General features: G+C 73.9%; 15 protein-coding genes and 1 riboswitch. Of the genes, 10 read left to right on the top strand and 5 right to left on the bottom strand.

Annotation, left to right across the window (positions count from 1 at the left end; all coding sequences use genetic code 11):
- Positions 1-79: 79 nt before the first annotated feature.
- Entirely contained in the window at positions 80-685 is a 606-nt protein-coding gene (locus ACGFIZ_RS10355; RefSeq protein ID WP_393417982.1) for a TetR/AcrR family transcriptional regulator, read from the bottom strand.
- 212 nt (positions 686-897) lie between these two features.
- On the opposite strand from ACGFIZ_RS10355, the gene ACGFIZ_RS10350 reads away from it, so the two are divergent.
- The 4 genes from ACGFIZ_RS10350 to ACGFIZ_RS10335 all read left to right on the top strand — a co-directional run bounded on the left by ACGFIZ_RS10350 (position 898) and on the right by ACGFIZ_RS10335 (position 6015).
- Complete coding sequence (locus ACGFIZ_RS10350; protein WP_393417807.1) at positions 898-1794, top strand: ABC transporter permease; 897 nt, start codon at positions 898-900, stop codon at positions 1792-1794.
- Positions 1787-2605: an ABC transporter ATP-binding protein gene (locus ACGFIZ_RS10345; protein ID WP_393417805.1), complete on the top strand. Its 819-nt coding sequence runs from the start codon at positions 1787-1789 to the stop codon at positions 2603-2605. The genes ACGFIZ_RS10350 and ACGFIZ_RS10345 overlap by 8 nt, the downstream gene beginning before the upstream one ends.
- Before the next feature lie 148 nt (positions 2606-2753).
- Positions 2754-4256, top strand: coding sequence for a D-ribitol-5-phosphate cytidylyltransferase (locus ACGFIZ_RS10340; RefSeq protein WP_393417803.1), 1503 nt, complete (start codon positions 2754-2756; stop codon positions 4254-4256).
- Between the two features lie 34 nt (positions 4257-4290).
- Complete coding sequence (locus ACGFIZ_RS10335; RefSeq protein ID WP_393417801.1) at positions 4291-6015, top strand: CDP-glycerol glycerophosphotransferase family protein; 1725 nt, start codon at positions 4291-4293, stop codon at positions 6013-6015.
- 194 nt (positions 6016-6209) lie between these two features.
- Here ACGFIZ_RS10335 and ACGFIZ_RS10330 read toward each other — a convergent pair whose 3' ends face one another.
- From ACGFIZ_RS10330 to ACGFIZ_RS10315, 4 genes are all read right to left on the bottom strand, one after another.
- Complete coding sequence (locus ACGFIZ_RS10330) at positions 6210-7049, bottom strand: C39 family peptidase (RefSeq protein WP_393417799.1); 840 nt, start codon at positions 7047-7049, stop codon at positions 6210-6212.
- A gap of 43 nt (positions 7050-7092) precedes the next feature.
- Positions 7093-7235, bottom strand: a riboswitch (cyclic di-AMP (ydaO/yuaA leader).
- Between the two features lie 344 nt (positions 7236-7579).
- Entirely contained in the window at positions 7580-8347 is a 768-nt protein-coding gene (locus ACGFIZ_RS10325) for a hypothetical protein (RefSeq protein ID WP_393417797.1), read from the bottom strand.
- A gap of 130 nt (positions 8348-8477) precedes the next feature.
- On the bottom strand, positions 8478-8951 hold the full coding sequence (locus ACGFIZ_RS10320) for a hypothetical protein (RefSeq protein WP_393417795.1): 474 nt from the start codon (positions 8949-8951) through the stop codon (positions 8478-8480).
- Positions 8952-9309: 358 nt separating this feature from the next.
- Entirely contained in the window at positions 9310-10539 is a 1230-nt protein-coding gene (locus ACGFIZ_RS10315; protein ID WP_393417793.1) for an acyltransferase family protein, read from the bottom strand.
- Between the two features lie 125 nt (positions 10540-10664).
- On the opposite strand from ACGFIZ_RS10315, the gene ACGFIZ_RS10310 reads away from it, so the two are divergent.
- The 6 genes from ACGFIZ_RS10310 to ACGFIZ_RS10285 all read left to right on the top strand — a co-directional run bounded on the left by ACGFIZ_RS10310 (position 10665) and on the right by ACGFIZ_RS10285 (position 17098).
- Positions 10665-11990 (top strand): polysaccharide pyruvyl transferase family protein, encoded by a 1326-nt coding sequence (locus ACGFIZ_RS10310; protein ID WP_393417791.1) that lies wholly within the window; start codon positions 10665-10667, stop codon positions 11988-11990.
- A 90-nt stretch (positions 11991-12080) separates the two neighbouring features.
- Positions 12081-13214 carry a glycosyltransferase family 2 protein gene (locus ACGFIZ_RS10305; protein ID WP_393417789.1) on the top strand — a complete coding sequence of 378 codons (1134 nt, stop codon included), beginning with the start codon at positions 12081-12083 and terminating at the stop codon, positions 13212-13214.
- A complete protein-coding gene (gene pseH / locus ACGFIZ_RS10300; protein WP_393417787.1) occupies positions 13211-13735 on the top strand; it encodes a UDP-4-amino-4,6-dideoxy-N-acetyl-beta-L-altrosamine N-acetyltransferase in 525 nt (174 codons plus the stop codon). The genes ACGFIZ_RS10305 and pseH overlap by 4 nt, the downstream gene beginning before the upstream one ends.
- Positions 13732-14784 (top strand): pseudaminic acid synthase, encoded by a 1053-nt coding sequence (gene pseI, locus ACGFIZ_RS10295; protein ID WP_393417785.1) that lies wholly within the window; start codon positions 13732-13734, stop codon positions 14782-14784. The genes pseH and pseI overlap by 4 nt, the downstream gene beginning before the upstream one ends.
- Before the next feature lie 176 nt (positions 14785-14960).
- On the top strand, positions 14961-15944 hold the full coding sequence (gene pseB, locus ACGFIZ_RS10290) for a UDP-N-acetylglucosamine 4,6-dehydratase (inverting) (RefSeq protein ID WP_393417783.1): 984 nt from the start codon (positions 14961-14963) through the stop codon (positions 15942-15944).
- A complete protein-coding gene (locus ACGFIZ_RS10285; protein WP_393417781.1) occupies positions 15941-17098 on the top strand; it encodes a DegT/DnrJ/EryC1/StrS family aminotransferase in 1158 nt (385 codons plus the stop codon). The genes pseB and ACGFIZ_RS10285 overlap by 4 nt, the downstream gene beginning before the upstream one ends.
- Positions 17099-17104 lie beyond the last annotated feature (6 nt).

Below are 17104 nucleotides of genomic sequence, written 5' to 3'. Positions count from 1 at the left end.
GGGTTGACGCCCCGGGCCGGGCGTGGGTCGGGGGCGCCGCCGTGCGGCGGGGTCACGGCCGGGGGCCGCGCGGCGCCGCTCAGGCGGGGGCGACCGGCACGGCGTCCCGCTGCCGGGGCACGGCCGGGGCGGCGCCGAGCCCGGCCGCCACCGCCTCGACCAGCGCGTCGAGGTACGCCTCGGCCGGCGCGGTGCGCGCGATGGCCAGCCGCCAGTACAGCGGCCCGACGATCAGGTCCACGGCCGCCTCGGGATCGGTGTCGGCCGGCAGTTCGCCGCGTCGGACGGCCCGGGCGACGAGCGAGCCGCCGATCTCCTGCTGCTTGGCGCGCAGCAGCGCCTGGAGGGTCTCGTCGATCTCCGGGTTGCGGGCCGCCTCGGCGAGCAGGTCCGGGATGATCTGCGAGGCCAGCGGGTGGCGCAGGGCGTGCGCCAGCACCTGGAACAGCAGGGCGAGGTCGCCGCGCAGGGTGCCGGTGTCCAGCGCGGGCAGCTTGCTGCCGGCGGCGGCGGCGACGACCTCCAGCACCAGTTCGAGCTTCGAGCTCCACCGCCGGTAGATCGCGGTCTTGCCGACCCCGGCCCGGCGGGCGACCGCCTCGATGGAGAGCCGGCCGTAGCCGACGGCGGCCAGCTCCTGCATCAACGCGCGCCGGATGGCCGTGGTGATCTCCCCACGGAGCACCGCCGCGCCGGCCGGCGCCCGCCGCTTCCCGGTCGTCACGTGACTCTTCTCGGCTGTCACGTGGAACAATGTAGCGCAACGACGGTACGGTTGCGTCCCGACGTGTTTTGGACTACCTTCCACGCAGCGACGAGGCGGCGATCCACGCACCGGCCACGCTCGATATCGTTCACGCGCATCCCGTTGCCCCACAAGATCGGAGCGCCCATCCCATGGCCAACACCGCGCTGGCCGATCCCGACGCCGGCCTGACCCAGGCGCAGCTGGCCGCCCGGTACGGGCTGCGGGTCGCCGGCGAGCGGCCGTCCCTGGCGGAGTACACCCGCCGCCTGTGGGCGTACCGGCACTTCATCGCCGCGTACTCCAACGCCAAGCTGGTCGCCTCGTTCAGCAACGCCCGGCTCGGGCAGCTGTGGCAGGTGCTCACCCCGCTGACCAACGCGGCGGTCTACTACCTGATCTTCGGTGTGGTGCTGAACCAGAACAGCATCCCGAACTTCATCGCGTACCTGACCGCCGGGCTGTTCATCTTCAACTTCACCCAGACCACCGTGCAGAACGGCACCCAGTCGATCACCAGCAACCTCGGGCTGATCCGGGCGCTGCACTTCCCCCGGGCCTGCCTGCCGCTGGCCGTCATGCTCACCCAGTTCCAGCAGCTGCTGGCCTCGCTGCTGGTGCTCGTCGGCATCGTCCTGGTGACCGGCGAGCCGCTCACCGTCGAGTGGCTGCTGCTGGTGCCGACGGTCCTGCTCCAGGCGGTGTTCAACGCGGGGCTGACCATGACGGTCGCCCGGATGGGCGCGAAGATCGCCGACCTCAAGCAGGTCATGCCGTTCGTCCTGCGCACCTGGATGTACGGCTCCGGCGTGCTCTACAGCGTCGCCCTGTTCGAGGAGCGGCTGCCGGGCTGGGCGACCCGCCTGGTCGAGGCGAACCCGATGCTGGTCTACATCGAGCTGGCCCGGCACGCGCTGCTGGAGGGCGCGCCGCTGCTCAGCTCCTCGATGCTGCAGGCCTGGGCGTACGCGGTGGGCTGGGCGCTGCTGATGGGCGTCGGGGGTTTCATCTACTTCTGGCGCGGGGAACAGGAGTACGGCCGTGGTTGATTACATCGAGGCGTCCAACGACGTCACCGTGACCCTGCCGAGGATCACCGAGCGCATCCCGACCGTGGTGGTCGACGACGCGCACGTGGTCTACCGGGTGCACAAGGGCGCCACGGGCGGCACCAGCCCGGTCGCCGCCCTGAAGCGGATCGTGTCCCGCACCTCCGCGCCGAACGTCCGCGAGGTGCACGCGGTCAAGGGGGTCAGCTTCACCGCGTACCGGGGCGAGGCGATCGGGCTGATCGGCAGCAACGGCTCCGGCAAGTCGACCCTGCTGCGGGCCATCGCCGGGCTGCTGCCGGTCAACCGGGGCGCGGTCTACACCCAGGGTCAGCCGTCGCTGCTCGGCGTCAACGCGGCCCTGCTCAACGACCTCTCCGGTGAGCGGAACGTCACACTGGGTTGCCTGGCCATGGGCATGCGCCCCGACGACGTCGCGCGGCTCGCTCCGGAGATCATCGAGTTCTCCGGGATCAACCAGCGCGGCGACTTCGCCTCGCTGCCGATGCGGACGTACTCCTCCGGCATGTCCGCCCGGCTGCGGTTCTCCATCGCGGCGGCCAAGAAGCACGACGTGCTGCTGATCGACGAGGCGCTCGCGACCGGCGACAAGGGCTTCCGCAAGCGCAGCGAGCAGCGGGTACGCGAGCTGCGGGAGAGCGCTGGGACGGTGTTCCTGGTCAGCCACCAGCTCTCCTCCGTCCGCGACACCTGCGAACGGACGATCTGGCTGGAGTCGGGCGTGCTGCGGATGGACGGCCCGACCGACGAGGTGCTGCGCGCCTACGAGGAATTCTCGAACGGCAAGTAGGGCTGCGGCGCCCGTACGGTGTCGTGCGGGTGCCGACCCACCGCGTCGTCCCTGGGGGCGGCGCGGCGTACGCGTTATCGTTCACCCGGCCGTAGTGCGGTCGCAACCCAACGTTTGGCATCCCTCCCCCGGAAGTGAGGATCGGCACATGACGCAGGACCACACCGCTGGCCTGGACGCCGCACCGGAGACCCCGGCACCGTGGCGGCCCGCGCGGACAGTGGCGGTGGTGCTGGCCGGCGGCACCGGGACCCGGCTGGGCCTCGGCATCCCCAAGCAGCTGCTGAAGATCGCCGGCAAGCCGATCATCGAGCACACCCTGGCGGTCTTCGAGGCGGCCCCCGAGATCGACGAGATCATCGTGCTGATGGCCGCGGGGCACGTCGCCGAGGCGCAGCAGATCGTCGACAAGGCCGGCTTCCGCAAGGTCAGCAAGGTCGTCGAGGGCGGCGACACCCGTAACGCCACCACCCGGATCGCGCTGGACGCCGTCGGCGAGGGCGACGTCAACATCCTCTTCCACGACGCCGTGCGTCCGCTGGTCAGCGCCCGCATCGTGCGCGAGTGCGTCAACGCGCTGTGGACATACTCGGCCGTCGACGTGGCCATCCCGTCGGCCGACACGATCGTCCAGGTCGACGAGAACGACTGCATCACCGACATCCCGGTCCGTTCCACCCTGCGCCGCGGCCAGACCCCGCAGGCGTTCCGCTCGGGCACGATCCGCGAGGCGTACCGGATCGCGGCGGACGACCCGAACTTCGCCGCCACCGACGACTGCGGCGTGGTGCTGCGCTACCTGCCCGGCACCCCGATCAAGGTGATCGACGGCTCGGACGAGAACATCAAGGTCACCCACCCGGTCGACGTGCACCTGGCGGACAAGCTGTTCCAGCTCGCCGCCGCGCAGGCGCCCCGGCTGACCGACCAGCGCGCCTACACCGAGGAGCTGACCGGCCGGACGATCGTCGTCTTCGGCGGCAGCTACGGCATCGGCCACGAGCTGACCGAGCTGGCCCGCGGCTACGGCGCGCAGGTCTTCCCGTTCAGCCGCTCCACCACCGGCACCCACGTCGAGCGCGCCGAGGACGTCGAGGCCGCGCTGCGGACCGCCTTCGAGGCCACCGGCCGGATCGACCACGTGGTCGTCACCGCCGGCATCCTGGAGAAGGGCGAGCTGACCGAGATGGACCAGGAGACGATGGACCGGGTCCTGCACGTCAACTTCGTGGGCCCGGTCACCATCGCCCGGCAGTCCCTGCCGTACCTGCAGCAGACCAAGGGCCAGCTGCTGCTCTACACCTCCAGCTCGTACACCCGGGGCCGGGCCCGCTACGCGCTCTACTCGGCGACCAAGGCCGCCCTGGTCAACCTGACCCAGGCCCTCGCGGACGAGTGGGCCGAGTACGGCGTACGGGTGAACTGCATCAACCCGGAGCGCACCGCCACCCCGATGCGCACCAAGGCGTTCGGCGAGGAGCCGGAGCACACCCTGCTCGCCGCCGAGACGGTCGCCCAGTCGTCGCTGGACGTGCTGGTCTCGGAGCTCACCGGGCAGGTCATCGACGTGCGCCGGGCGCCGGGCGAGGCGCCCGCGGCGGGCATTCCCGGCCAGGCCGGCAAGCCCGCCGCCCCGGCGACGGCCGGCTGAGTTCGCCGGCGCGGCGGGAGAAGCGGGTACCGACATGCGTGGTGACCTGGTCAGGAAGCTGACCGCCCGGGCGGCGGCCACCGGCCTGGCGGTGCTGGCGTTCCTCGTCCTCGCGCTCACCGGCGCGACCGGCTGGGGGCTGGCGCTCGCGGTGGCGGCCCTCGCCGCCGCGGCCTGGGAGCGCCGGGTCCGGCCGGCGGCCGACAGCACCGCCGAGGCGGTGCTGCTCGCCGCTGGCGTCCTGGTGGGGTACGCGCGCCGGCTCGACGCGGGCTTCGACCCGGCCCTGGCCGCCACCGCGCTCGTCCTGCTCGGGCTGGTGCTGCTCGTCGGCCCGCTGCGGCAGGCCGGCAACCTGGAGATCCGGGCCGCCAACCTGCCCGTCCGGTCGTGGACGCCGCTGGTCGCCGCCGGGCTGGGCGACGCCCTGCTGGCGCTGCTCGCCGCCGTCGCCCTGGCCGCCGCGCTGGCGCTGCCCGCCGCGGTCGCGCTGGTGGCGGCCCTGCTCGTCGGCGCCGCCGCCGGGGCGGTCGCCCTGGACCTGGCCCGCCGCCGGTTCCGCCCGGGCGCGGGCGGCGGGGCGGTGGCCCGGGCGCTGCGCCGGCACCAGCCGGAGTTCCTGCTGCACTTCTCCGCCCCGCCCGGGTCCGAGTACCAGGTCACCATGTGGCTGCCGTACCTGGAGCGGATCGGCCGGCCGTTCCTGGTGCTGGTCCGGGAGCCGGAGTTCCTCGCCCCGATCGCGGCGGCCACCACGGCCCCCGTGGTCTACTGCCCGACCACCAGGACGATGGACGAGGCGCTGGTGCCGAGCCTGCGGGTGGCGTTCTACGTCAACCACGGGGCGAAGAACAGCCACTGCATCCGGTTCTCGCAGCTCACCCACATCCAGATCCACCACGGCGACAGCGACAAGGCGCCGAGCGCGAACCCGGTCTCGGCCATCTTCGACCGGATCTTCGTCGCCGGCCCGGCGGCGATCGACCGGTACGCCCGCGCGGGCGTGGAGATCCCGGCCGAGAAGTTCGTGGTGGTCGGCCGCCCGCAGGTCGAGTCGATCGAGGTACGCCGGGCGCAGGTCACCGGCCTGGCGAACCCGACCGTGCTGTACACGCCGACGTGGACCGGCCACCACGCCGACGCCAACTACTGCTCGCTGCCGGTGGGCGAGACGATCGTCCGGGGGCTGCTGGCCCGGGGCGCCACGGTGATCCTGCGCGCCCACCCGTACACCTCGCAGAACCCGGCGTCGGCCCGGCAGCTCGCCCGGCTGGAGGAGCTGCTCGCGGCGGACCGTGCCCGCACCGGCCGCCAGCACGTCTGGGGTGCCGCGGCCAGCCGGGGGATGTCCCTGGTCGACTGCGTCAACCGCTCCGACGCGCTCGTCTCGGACGTCTCCGGCGTGATCTCCGACTACCTCTACTCGGGCAAGCCGTACGCGGTGACGGACATGGGCGCCGACGGCGACCGGTTCGTCGAGCGGTTCCCGCTGGCCGGGTCGGGCTACGTGCTGCGGCGGGACGCCGGCAACCTCGACGAGGTGCTCGGGCGGCTGCTGGACACCGACCCGTCGGCGGCGGCCCGGTGGGCGACCCGGGCCCGGTACCTGGGCGACTTCCCGGCCGAGTCGTACGCCGAGGCGTTCCTGGCGGCGGCCCGACGGGAGCTGGCGGCCGGCGGGGAGCCGACCGCCGCGCCCACGCCGCGCGCCGCCGAGGCCGTCGCCCACGACGGCTCCCCCCTGTCCCCGACAGCCTGACCCGGCGCCCTCACCCCGGCTGATCAGCCGACCCGGCCGGTCAGCCGACCCGGCCGGTCGGCCCGCGTGCGGGGCGAGGTCAGCCCCGCGCGGGCGTCGCGTACGGGGCGAGGAGGGCCAGGACCGCGGCCGGGTCCTCGACGTGGGCGTTGTGGCCCAGGGCGGGCCGGCGCCCGGTGTGCGGGGAGGACGGGTCAGGCCGAGTAGCCGCGGGTGGCGGCCCAGTTCGCCAGCGCGATCGTGCTGATCCAGTACGACGGCACGGCCGGGTTCGCCGAGTCGGCGATCTTCACCGTGCGGCCCTGGTCCTCGTACCCGACGACGGCGATGTAGTGGCCGCCGGGGAACGAGTGCCAGCCCCCGTCGACGTCGGTGGCGGAGCCGGCGATGTTCACCACGACGCCCCGCCCGGCCGAGATCGCCTTGACCACGTCGGCCTGGAGCTGGTCCATCTGCGCCGGGGTGGCGGCGTTGCCCGGGATCATCCGGGTCTTGTAGGGGCTGCCCTTGACCATCTGGTTGAGCACCCGGGTGGTGTCCTCGGCCGAGTTGGTGCCCATCTCGGTGGTGCCGAGCTTGACGCCCAGGGTGTCCTGGTCGCTGGCGATCCCGGTGGCCGACAGCGCGTTGCGCACGGCGGCGGGGCCGCAGTTGTAGTAGGTCGTCTGCGCCTGGTAGTCGTAGTCGAGGGCCTTCGACGACGGCGGCTTGGGGGCGGCCGGCCTCGACTCGGACTGCGTGGGGGCGGCGGTGGCCGTCAGGTCCGGGTTCGCCGCGGTCGAGGTGGCGCTCGGCGCGTCGGTCACGGCCCGGGCCTGGCCCCGGGTCGCCGCGCCGTCGAGGCGGGGGGCGATCTCGGCGACGGCCGTCGTGGCCTGCCGGGGGGCGGAGGCGTCGTCGCCGTTCGCGAGCAGCGCCCCGGTGCCGGAGGCGAGCAGGAGCGCCGCGGCCGAGCCGGCGACGATCTGGTACGGCCGCCGGGCGGCGAGACGCCGCAGCTGCTGCTTCAGGTTGTCGTTCACGCGTTCCTCCACGGGACGGACAACCAAGAGGTGTGGTGGTGCTGCACGAGGATGGAACTCCTTCCGACACCGCCTACCGGGTTAGCTGACGGATTCGGGCGGGAAGATCGCCCTACCACGGGCCGTGGCCCGCGGATTCACCCCACACGTGCACTGGGTCCCCGGTTCGTGTTGGTCACGATTGAGCGGGTCGGCGCGGCGTCGCCTCTTGCGATCGGTTACCGCACCGGACGGGCCGACACTACTGGCCGGTCGCCGGCCTGCCAACCGCGTGTCACCTGCTTAAACCTTCGACGGCCGATTTTTTTGCGGCACATCCGGGAACTGACGTGACTCAATGGGATAGGCGACCATTCCGGCGCCGCCGGTCGACAATCGGACAATCGGTCGTGATCGTCGGGGACTTGCAGTCTTCAAACACACCGAATGGTTGCCGACGCCCGTTTCCGAGGCGACGTGACCGGGCTCACCCGGCAGAGTTCGGCCCGTCGGCCCAGCATGTGGGCGGGCCGGGTCCAGTCAGCCCGGGCCGCGGGCCGGGGTCAGCCGGCCCGGGCCGGACGCCACCGGGCCACCCACGCGGGCCGCCGGGACGAGACCGCCGCGGGGGCTAGGGGCGCCGGGGCGGGACGGGCCCGCTCGGCCGCGGCGGACGCTTCGGCCGCCAGGATCCGGGCGGCCTCGGCGGCCAGCTCGGCGTCGCGCCAGGCGGCCCGCTCCCGCTCCGCCGCCGCCAGGTACCCGGCCCGCCTGCCGTCGCGTACCGCACGGGCCAGCACGACCTCCTGCTCCACCGGGTGCCGCCGGGGGTCCCAGCCGCCGCGTCGGGCGAAGACGTCGCAGAGCTGCCCCATCGACAGCTCGCCGCGCAGGTGGGCGGCCGTGGCGGCGTGGTGCAGCCAGCGCTCGCGGGCCGCGTACTCGGTGGGGGTGCGGGGGGTGCGGGGCGTCGGCAGGGCACCCGCGCCGCCGAACCGGCGGGCGGCCGTCTCCGCCGCGTCGTACGCCCGCCAGGCCCGCTCGGCGGCCTCCTGCGCGGCGAGCCACGCGTCGCGGCGGCGGCGGGCGGTCCGCGCGGCGCCGGCCGCCGCCACGGCCACCTCCTCGGCGTACCGGCGCAGGTCGGCCAACTCCTCGGCGGCGGCCTCGACGGCGGACGGAGCGGGATCGCCCGCCGGCTGGTCCCGCTGCGGGCGGGTCACCAGGACGGTGAGCACGGTCAGCGCCAGCACGAGCAGGACCAACCAGATGACGGCGGCCTGCGGCACCTCGATCAGGAACTGGTAGAGAACGGTGTCCAACGTCGGCACCTCACGGGGTGGATGCGGAAGCGGAGCCCGCACCGACCGACCGGGCGGCGCGGGAGCGCCACCGGAGTCGGGCCGGCGGGAACGCGAGGGGTCCTGGAGCGCGGTGGAAGCGGGCTCGGCCCGCGGGGCGTCAGGGCCGCGGGGGCGCGCGGGGGCCGGAAGCGGCGGGGGCGGGCCCGAGCGGCGCCCGGCCCGGCCCGGCCGCCCGGGCCACGGGGTGCGCGGTGGGTAGCGGCGGCATGGCCGCCCCGGCCGGGAGAGCATTGGCGGTGTACGCGGCGGCGGTGCCCACGCTCGCCGCGGCGTGGTCCGCGACGGCGCGGAGCCCGACCGGGGCGCCCGGAGCCGGGGCCGCCCCGGCGGGCGCGCCGAGCACGACCGGCCGGCCGGCGAACGGGGCGCCGGGGTCGGTGTGACCGACGGCGCTGATGGAGAGACCGCCGGCCGGGGACCGGACGGCAGACGCGTCGGCGGGGATCACGGCGTCGAACGGCAGCGAGCCGGCCCCGAGGGAGAAGGCGACCGCGACCGCGAGGCTGGTCAGCATCCGGGCGGCCGAGCGCGCGACCCACCACAGAGGACAGGTGAGCGCGACGGACGGCACGCGTCCACGCTACCGTCGCCGACGGTACGGCGCACGGACGCCGGGCGTGTCGGCGCGTCCGGCACGATCCGGTCGGGAATGCCCGCGTGCCGCCTGGGCCGAACCGGCGCTGTCGGCCAATGTGGAGCTGCCCGCGCAGACGGGGCAGTCCCCGGACGCACAGACGGGGCAGCTCCACAGCAGCCGACCGCCGGTGGTTCGGCCGGCACGCGTGGGGGCTCCGCGTGGGGGGGTCGGCGTGGGGGCTCTGCACTCGGGGCGCGCCGCCACCGGTCGGCGGCAGGCGGCCGGCGCCAAGCGGGCGGCCAGCGCCAAGCAGGCGGCCAGCGCCAAGCGGGCGGCCGGCGAGCCGGGGCGGTCAGCGATCGGGGAGAGCGGCGTACTCGCGGGGGCGCCCGCGCGGGGCGGGGACCGTGGGCGGCGCGACGGTGGCTTCCGCAGCCGACGGCGGCGCGACGGTGGGCTCCGCGGCCGGGGGCCGGGGCCGCCGGGGTCGGCGGGCCGGGCCGAGCCGGCGGGTCAGCGGCACCTCCACGAAGCGGTGCAGCAGCGCGGCCAGCCCGAGGTTTACCAGCAGGAACCCGATCGCGGCCAGCGGGCCCCACCAGCCGGGCAGTCCCGCGCCGAGCCGGCCGGCCAGCCGCAGGACGGTGATCATGACGAAGACGTGCACCAGGTAGAAGGCGAAGGAGACCTCGCCGAGCCAGACCATCGGGCGGCTGCGCCAGGGTGTCCGCGCGCCGCGCACGTCCGCGTCGGCCGCGGCCGCGATGACCAGCACGTACGCCGCGGCGAGCAGCGCCGCCCACAGCTCGGCGCGGACCCACTGCGCGGCGACGATCCAGGTGGCCACGAAGGCCAGGCTGGCCACGGTGAGCCGGGGGCCCCGCCAGCGGCCCCGCCGCAGCAGCTCGGCCGCGGCGACGCCCATCCAGAACTCCAGCGAGCGCACCACCGGGAAGATCTGGGTGAACCACCAGGTGCTCTCCTGCGGCACCAGGCGCTGGCCGGGCCAGAGCGCCAGGATCAGCAGGGGCACCGCCACGACCACCGCCCACAGCACCCCGGGGCGCACCCGCCGCACCACGGGCAGCGCGAACGGCAGACAGAAGTAGAAGAACAGCTCGCAGGACAGCGACCAGCTCACCGAGTTGACGCTGTAGAAGTATCCCGGGGTGGGGTCCCAGGCCTGGACGAGCAGGAGGTTCTCCACGGCGGCGCGGACGTTCACCGGCTCGGCGAACAGCCAGACCCCGGCCAGCAGCGCCACCGCCCACATCAGCAGATGGTTGGGATAGACCTTGGCGAGCCGGCGGCGCCAGAAGTCCCGCCGGCGATCCCCGTCCCGGGCCGACCACACCAGCACGAAGCCGCTGAGGATGAAGAAGAACTCCACGCCGGACAGGCCGAGGCTGAACGCCCAGCTGACGACGGCCTGGTAGTCGGGCTCGGCGACGACCCGCATCGTGCCGACGTGGTAGCCGAAGACCAGCAGGGCCGCGATCCAGCGCAGCCCGGTCAGCGAGGGCAGCCGGCTCGCCGGGCGGGCCGGCGCCTCGGCGCGTACGAGGGCGGGGGCGCTGGTCATGCCGGGCACCCTACCGGGCGGGCCGGCGGCGACGGCCGCTCGGCGTGCGCGTACCCGACGGCGGGGCTGGAATGACCTACTATCGCGGCGGCGGCGGCGCGGACACGATGAGAGGGAAGCCCCTGATGCACAAGCGGATCCTGCTGCGGGCCAAGAAGGGCCCGTTCGACGTCTATTCCCCCGAGGAGACGTTCGAGCGCAACTGGATCGGCGACAACACAGGCAATCTCGTGTTCAGCCACGCGGCGCACAAGATCCTGCGGACCGCGACGGCGGAGATCACCTCCTCGGAGTTCCGGGCCAACCCGCGCGACGCGGACGAGATCAACGAGCGGTACGACGTCTTCGTGGTGCCGCTGGCGAACGCCTTCCGGCGCAGCTACGCCCACCGGCTCGTCAACATGACCCGGCTCATCGAGCGGCTCAAGATCCCGGTGGTGGTCATGGGCGTCGGCGCGCAGACGAACGTCGACGGCGACCGCGAGTACCTGCGTCCGCTCGACGACGGGGTGAAGAGGTTCGTCAAGGCGGTGCTCGACCGGTCGCACACGATCGGCGTCCGCGGCGAGATCACCGAGAGCTACCTGCGCGCCCTGGGCTTCTCCGCGGTCGACGTGATCGGCTGCCCGTCGATGTTCCTGCACGGCGACAGCCTGCGGGTGGAGAAGAAGAAGGCCACGCTCACGGTCGAGGACCGGGTCGCGCTGACGATCTCCCCGTACGTGAAGTCGATGGCGAAGGTGATCACCTCGCACCACCGGCGCTACCCCAACCTGCGGTACATCCCCCAGGACCTGAAGACCCTCGGCACCCTCCTGTACGGCGACGCGAAGGAGGACCGGGGCAAGAGCGCCGCCATCCCGATCCACACCTCGCACCCGCTGTTCCTGGAGGACAAGGTACGGATGTTCGTCGACCCGTGGACCTGGATGGACTACCTGTCCCGGTTCGACTTCAACTTCGGCACCCGCATCCACGGCACGATCACGGCGCTGATCGCCGGCACCCCGGGCTACCTGTTCGCGCACGACTCGCGCACCCTGGAACTGGCCCGCTACTTCGACATCCCGCACCGGATCATGAAGGACGTGCCGGCCGACATCGACGCCATCCAGCTCTACGACGAGGCCGACTACACCGCGCTGAACAACGGGCACAAGGCCCGCTTCGAGACGATGGTGGGCTTCCTGGCCAAGCACGACCTGGGCCACTCGTTCGCCGACGGCGACAGCGCCGCCCGCTTCGACCGGCAGGTCGCCGCGACGACGTACCCCCCGGCCGTACGCGCGCAGAGCGCCGTCGACCCGGCCGAGCTGATCGCCCGCATCCAGTGGCTGCGCGACCGGAACGAGGAGCTGACGGAGACCGTCACCGAGCTGAACAGCCAGCGGCTGCCCGCCCGGGTGCGGGCGGCGGTGGGTGGCCGGGTGCGGCAGATCCTCAAGCGTTAACCCTCCGTGGGGTGGCTGTTCAGCCATCCCACGCCCGGCGGCAACGCCAGGTTCCGGGGCCGTCCATCCGGGCGGTCGAAATTGTCGGGCGTGGTCAATGAGCCGACGCGAAGCCCACTGCTGAGCATCGTCGTGCCCGTGCACGGCGTCGAGGCGTACCTGTACCAGTGCCTGGAGTCGGTCCTGGGCGGGCTGCCCGCCGCCGAGGCGGACGCCGTCGAGCTGGTCGCGGTCGACGACGCCTCCCCGGACCGGTGCGGGGAGATGCTGCGGTCGTACGCGGCCGGACGCCCCCAGGTGCGGGTGGTCGAGCTGACCCGCAACGTCGGGCTCGGCCTCGCCCGCAACGCCGGGCTGGAGGCGGCGACCGGCCGGTACGTCTGGTTCGTCGACAGCGACGACTGGCTGCCCCCGGGCAGCGTGCCGGCCGTGCTGGACCGGCTGCGCCGCGACGAGCCGGACGTGCTGCTGCTGGACCACCTGCGGGTGCACGAGAACGGCCGGTTGGAGGTCGACGCGAGCAGCCACCTGCTGCGCGGGATCGACGGCTGTGTCCGCCTGGCCGACCGGCCCGAGCTGCTGCGGGTCCAGCACACCGCGTGGAACAAGGTGGTCCGCCGGACGTTCCTCGACGAGCTGGGGCTGCGCTTCCACCCCGGCTGGTACGAGGACATCCCGTTCAGCCACCCGCTGCTGATCGCCGCCGAGCGGATCGCGGTGCTGGACCGGGTCTGCTACCGCTACCGGCAGGGCCGCCTCGGCGCGATCACCTCCACCCGCAGCCGCCGGCACTTCGAGGCGTTCACGCAGTACGAGCGGCTGCACGAGTGGGTGGCCCGGCACGTCACGCAGGAGTGGATCCGCACCGACCTGTTCGCCCTGATGGTCAACCACTACCTCGTCGTGGTGGGCAACGAGGGCCGGGTGCACCCGCGGCTACGGCGCGCGTTCTTCCGCCGGGTGGCCGAGCACTACCACCGGTACCTGCCGGCGGGCGGCTACCCCCGGCCGGTGGGGGTGGCCGGGCTGAAGCACCGGTTGGTCGCCCGGGACAGCTACCTCGCGTACAGCACGCTGCGCCGGGCCCACCGGCTGGCCGGCCGGGTGCGTCCGGCCCGCGCCGCCGAGCCCGCGCCCGCCGGGGCGGATCCCGGGAGCGGGCCGCCCGGCCGGCCCGTCGAGGCCGCGGCCGGGCAGCCCAGCGCGCTGGCGGGCCAGGGATGAGCGACACCGCGACCCGAGCCGCCGACGGCCTCCGCCCGGCGGAGAACGCCGACCTGGAGACGATCCTGCGCTGGCGCAACCACCCGCGGGTCCGCGAGGTCAGCCTCACCCGACACGAGATCAGCCCGGCGGAGCACGCCGCCTGGTGGGCGGTCGTGCGGACCGACCCGGACCGCCGGCTGCTGGTGCACGAGCACCGGGGCGAGCCCTGCGGCGTGGTGACCTTCTCCGGGGTGGACAGCCCCGAGAAGGCGCTGACCTGGGGCTTCTATCTGGACGTCGAGGGCCTGGACGCGCGCGGGCAGCTCATGCCGGCCTGGTTGTCGCTGGAACGCGCCGCCATCGCGTACGCCTTCGACACCCTCGGCGCGCGGACCCTCGGCGGGGAGACGCTGGCCACCAACCGACCGGTGCTGGCACTGCACCGGCGCTTCGGATTCGAGATCGTCCGGCGCTACGAGCGGGACGTCGACGGCACGCCGCACCAGGTGGTGTGGACGGAACTGGGCAGGGGAACTTGACGGCGACAGTGAAGATCGGGCCGCACGCGGTCGGCACCGGGGAGCGCCCCTTCGTGGTGGCCGAGATGTCGGGCAACCACAACGGTGACCTGGACCGGGCCCTGGCCATCGTGGACGCGGTCGCGGCGAGCGGGGCGCACGCGCTCAAGCTCCAGACGTACACGCCGGACACGATCACCATCGACGTGGACGCGCCCGAGTTCCGGATCTCCGGCGGGCACGAGCTGTGGGGCGGCGAGCGGCTCTACCAGCTCTTCGAGCGGGCGCACACGCCGTACGAGTGGCACGAGCCGATCTTCGAGCGGGCCCGGCGGCACGGGCTCACGGCGTTCTCCTCGCCGTTCGACGCCACCGCCGTGCAGCTGCTGGAGGAGCTGGACGTCCCGGCGTACAAGATCGCCTCGTCGGAGCTGGTCGACCTGCCGCTGATCCGGCTGGTGGCCAGCACCGGCAAGCCGTTGGTCATCTCCACGGGGATGGCCACGATCGGCGAGATCGACGCGGCGGTCCGGGCCGCCCGCGACGGCGGCGCCGGCGGCATCGTGCTGCTGGCCTGCACCGCGTCCTACCCGGCGCCACCGCAGGACAGCAACCTGCGCCGGCTGCCGGTGCTCGCCGACGCCTTCGGCGTGCCGGTCGGGCTCTCCGACCACACCCCCGGCATCGGGGTGCCGGTCGCCGCGGTGGCGCTCGGAGCCTGCCTGATCGAGAAGCACGTCACGCTGCGCCGGGCCGACGGCGGGGTGGACTCGGACTTCTCCCTGGAGCCGACCGAGCTGGCCGAGCTGCGGGTGGAGGCCGAGCGGGCCTGGGCGGCGCTGGGCAGCACCGCCATCGGCCCCACCCCGACCGAGCGGGAGGGGCTGCGCTTCCGGCGGTCGCTGTACGTGGTGGCCGACGTGCGGGCCGGCGACCCGGTGACCGCCGAGAACGTCCGGTCGATCCGGCCGGCGGGCGGGCTGCCGCCGGTCGACCTCGACCGGGTGCTCGGCCGCACGTTCCGCCGCGACGTGCCCCGGGGCACCGCGCTGGGCTGGGACCTGATCTGACGGCCGCCGGGCGCGGGCGACGGACCTGGTCGGTCACCCCGCCCGGGCTTGCCCCAGTTCATCGCGAGCGTCGCACGCGTTCACCGCGTGGCGTCGGCCCGTTAACCCACCCGGCCTAGCGTCCGATCCGTCCGCCGGCCGCCAGGCCGAGAAACCCATCACCATCGGAGCACCAGTTGAGCGAGTTGAACGGGTCGTCCATCTTGATCACCGGCGGAACGGGGTCCTTCGGCCGCACGTTCCTGCGGCACCTCCTGGCCGAGGTCGACCCGGCCCGGGTGGTGGTGTTCTCCCGGGACGAGCTCAAGCAGTACGAGCTGCGCCAGCAGTTGGGCGACGACCCCCGGCTGCGCTGGTTCCTCGGCGACATCCGGGACCGGCAGCGGCTGACCCGGGCGATGCACGGGGTGGAGTACGTGGTGCACGCCGCCGCCCTCAAGCAGGTGGACACCGCCGAGTACAACCCGTCGGAGTTCATCGCCACGAACATCAGCGGCTCGCAGAACGTGGCCGACGCGGCGATCGACGCCGGCGTGAAGAAGGTCATCGCGCTCTCCACCGACAAGGCGTCCAGCCCGATCAACCTGTACGGCGCGACGAAGCTGGTCGGCGACAAGCTGTTCGTCTCGGCGAACCACTACGCCGCCCACCACCCGACCCGGTTCGCCGTGGTGCGCTACGGCAACGTCGTCGGCAGCCGCGGCTCGGTGGTGCCGCTGTTCCGCCGGCTCGCCGCCGAGGGCCGCAGCCTGCCGATCACCGACAAGCGGATGACCCGGTTCTGGATCACGCTCGACCAGGCGGTGCGGTTCGTCGTCGACTCGTTCGACCAGATGCGCGGCGGCGAGCTGTTCGTGCCGCGGATCCCCAGCATGCGGATCATGGACCTGGTGGAGGCGGTCGCCCCGGACGCGACGACCCACGAGGTCGGCATCCGGCCGGGCGAGAAGCTGCACGAGGAGATGATCGCGCCGGACGACAGCCGGCGGACCGTGCGTCTCGCGGACCGGTTCGTCGTCCAGCCGACGATCGCCGGCTGGGGCTACCAGCCGCCCGCCGACTGCGAGCCGGTGCCGGACGGGTTCGCGTACCAGTCGGACAGCAACGACGAGTGGCTGAGCGTGGAGCAGCTGCGCGACATGCTCGGCATCGCGGCGTGACGGCGATGCTCCCGTACGGGCGGCAGTCCGTCACCGACGACGACGTCGCCGCCGTGGTGGCGGCGCTGCGCAGCGACTGGCTCACCACCGGCCCGCAGGTCGACGCGTTCGAGGCCGACCTCGCGGCCTGGACCGGCGGCGCCGGCTGCGCGGCCGTGTCCAACGGCACGGCGGCGCTGCACGTCGGGTACGCGGCGGCCGGGGTCGGCCCCGGCGACGAGGTGGTGGTCCCGCCGATGACGTTCGTGGCGACCGCCAGCACCGCCGTGGCCCTCGGCGCGAAGGTCGTCTTCGCCGACGTCGAGCCCGAGACGTTCACCCTGGACCCGGCGGCCGTCTCCGCCGCGCTCACCGACCGGACGAGGGTGGTGGCGGCCGTCGACTACGCCGGTCACCCGGCCGACTACGACGCCCTGCGCGCGGCCGTGGGCGACACGGGCGCGCTGCTGCTCGCCGACGCCGCGCACTCCATCGGCGCCACCTACCACGGCCGGCCCGTCGGCTCGCTTGCCGACCTCACCACCTTCTCGTTCTTCCCGACGAAGAACCTCACCACCGCCGAGGGCGGCGCGATCGCCGCCGTGGACCCGGCGCTGCTGGCCCGGGCCCGGCGGTTCCGCAACCACGGCCTGGTCCGCGTACGCGAGGAGCAGCGCTGGCCGGACGAGGGCGGCTGGCACCAGGAGGTGCACGAGCTCGGGCTCAACTACCGGCTGCCCGACGTGCTCTGCGCGCTGGGCCGCAGCCAGCTGCGCCGGCTGCCCGCCTTCCTCGCCCGCCGCGCCGAACTCGTCGCCCGGTACGACGAGGCCCTGGCCGACCTGCCGGGGGTGTCGATCCCGGGCCGCCGGGCGTGGGCGGGGCCGGCCTGGCACCTGTACCCGATCCGGGTGCACGAGGACCGCCGCCGCGCGGTGTACGACGCGATGCGCGCCGCCGGGATCGGGGTGCAGGTCAACTACATCCCCGCGCACTGGCACCCGGCGTTCGCCGACCTGGGCTACCGGCGCGGCTCCTGCCCGGTCGCCGAGGCGTTCTACGCCGAGCAGCTCTCGCTGCCGCTGTTCCCCGACCTCACCGACGCCGACCAGGAGCGGGTCGTCGACGCGCTGGCCGCCGCGCTGCACGCCGCCCCGGCCCGCGCCGCCGCCTGAGGGGCC

The sequence above is a fragment of the Micromonospora sp. NPDC048830 genome (assembly GCF_043198215.1).
Taxonomy (GTDB): domain Bacteria; phylum Actinomycetota; class Actinomycetes; order Mycobacteriales; family Micromonosporaceae; genus Micromonospora.
Note: the sequence above shows the minus strand (reverse complement) of the source record. Positions and strands in the feature narration are given on the sequence as shown.

Bases quoted from the DNA above. Each gene is read 5' to 3' on its own strand.
- ACGFIZ_RS10350 (WP_393417807.1), top strand. From the start codon at position 898: ATGGCCAACACCGCGCTGGCCGATCCCGACGCCGGCCTGACCCAGGCG.
- ACGFIZ_RS10340 (WP_393417803.1), top strand. From the start codon at position 2,754: ATGACGCAGGACCACACCGCTGGCCTGGACGCCGCACCGGAGACCCCG.
- ACGFIZ_RS10335 (WP_393417801.1), top strand. From the start codon at position 4,291: ATGCGTGGTGACCTGGTCAGGAAGCTGACCGCCCGGGCGGCGGCCACC.
- ACGFIZ_RS10315 (WP_393417793.1), bottom strand. From the start codon at position 10,539: ATGACCAGCGCCCCCGCCCTCGTACGCGCCGAGGCGCCGGCCCGCCCG.
- ACGFIZ_RS10310 (WP_393417791.1), top strand. From the start codon at position 10,665: ATGCACAAGCGGATCCTGCTGCGGGCCAAGAAGGGCCCGTTCGACGTC.
- pseH (WP_393417787.1), top strand. From the start codon at position 13,211: ATGAGCGACACCGCGACCCGAGCCGCCGACGGCCTCCGCCCGGCGGAG.